The 1,291-nt window shown below is 69.1% G+C and carries 1 protein-coding gene; it reads right to left on the bottom strand.

Going from position 1 to position 1,291, the window contains the following annotated elements; genetic code table 11:
• Positions 1–148: 148 nt before the first annotated feature.
• Positions 149–1,105: an IS110 family RNA-guided transposase gene (locus C8P66_RS23385; RefSeq protein ID WP_111400675.1), complete on the bottom strand. Its 957-nt coding sequence runs from the start codon at positions 1,103–1,105 to the stop codon at positions 149–151.
• Between the last annotated feature and the right edge of the window lie 186 nt (positions 1,106–1,291).

Below are 1,291 nucleotides of genomic sequence, written 5' to 3' on the forward strand. Positions count from 1 at the left end.
GGCTAAGCGACTGTCTTGCTGGTCAATGGTCGTTCTGCCTTTTGATGCTTGCCGGGATCCCGGTTCGGTTCAAGGCGGGCGCTGCGCGCCCCCGCCTTCGGCGGCTTCGGCCTTGAGCCGCCCCGGTCTCCCGGCATCTGTACGGCAGTCAGATCGACGCGGCCTGCACTTCGCTCTTCCATGCTTGTCCGCTCCGAATGATGGCGTTGAGGATGGTCAGCAGCTTGCGCGCGACGGCGACGATGGCGACGAGCTTGGGCTTGCCGGCGTCGATCAGGCGCTGGTGGAATGCCTTGAGGGTGGCGTTGTGACGGGCGGCGGTGATGGCGCCCATGAACAGCACGGCACGCACGCTGGCGCGGCCGCCGCCAATGAAGCTCCTGCCGCGCCATTGGCCGGACTGGCGGGTCCAGGGCGCAAGGCCGGCAAGGGCTGCGATCTCGCGCCGGTCGAGACGGCCGAGTTCCGGCATCTCGGCCAGCAGGGTGCGGGCGATGACCGGCCCGACACCAGGCACGGAGGCGAGCAGCTTCTCCTTCTCGCGCCAGATGTCGGAGCCGCGGACCTCCGCGTCGATCTCGCGGTCGACTTCGGAGAGCTCCTTCTGCAGCGCCTCGAGCAGCCGGGTTATGCTGTGCTGCAAGCGCGGTGCGAGGAGGCGTTTCTGGCGCTGCCGCTCGGCCACCATCATGGCGATGATCTGCCGGCGTCGGGCGACGAGGTCGGCTAGGCGCTGGGTGGCCTCGTCCGGCAGAGGCCGCGGCGCCGGCGTGGTGGCGGCGACGAAGCGGGCGATCACCAGGGCGTCGATCGGGTCGGTCTTGGCGCGCTTGCCGAGGGCATTGGCAAAGGCGCGGATCTGGGCCGGGTTGACCACCAGCATCGGCAGTCCGGCGGCAGCAAGACTGGCCACCACCACGCTCTCGAAACCGCCGGTCGCCTCGACGGCGACGGCAGTAGGGGCAAGCGGCTTCAGCCGCGCGGCCAGGGCATCGAGCCCGGTGGCATCGCGCGCGACCGCGAAGCCCGGCTCGTCACTGGGATAGATCGCCACATCCAGGCGATCCTTGGAGACGTCGATACCAACAACAACGGTGGCTTCCATGGTGACCCGTCCTTGCGCAAGCGGGCTTCGCTGGCGGCCCAAGCGACTGTTCGGGTTCGATGGAACGGCGGGCGAAGGCACAGGCTTAGCCACGGGCTGCGACGCCCCAGGGCCCTGCGGCCTTTCACCCGCCACCGCACCACCAACGCTAGCCGATGCCGGCGCGGATGAGCCAGACTTACAAGG

It is taken from the genome of Humitalea rosea (assembly GCF_003253705.1).
Classification (GTDB): domain Bacteria; phylum Pseudomonadota; class Alphaproteobacteria; order Acetobacterales; family Acetobacteraceae; genus Humitalea; species Humitalea rosea.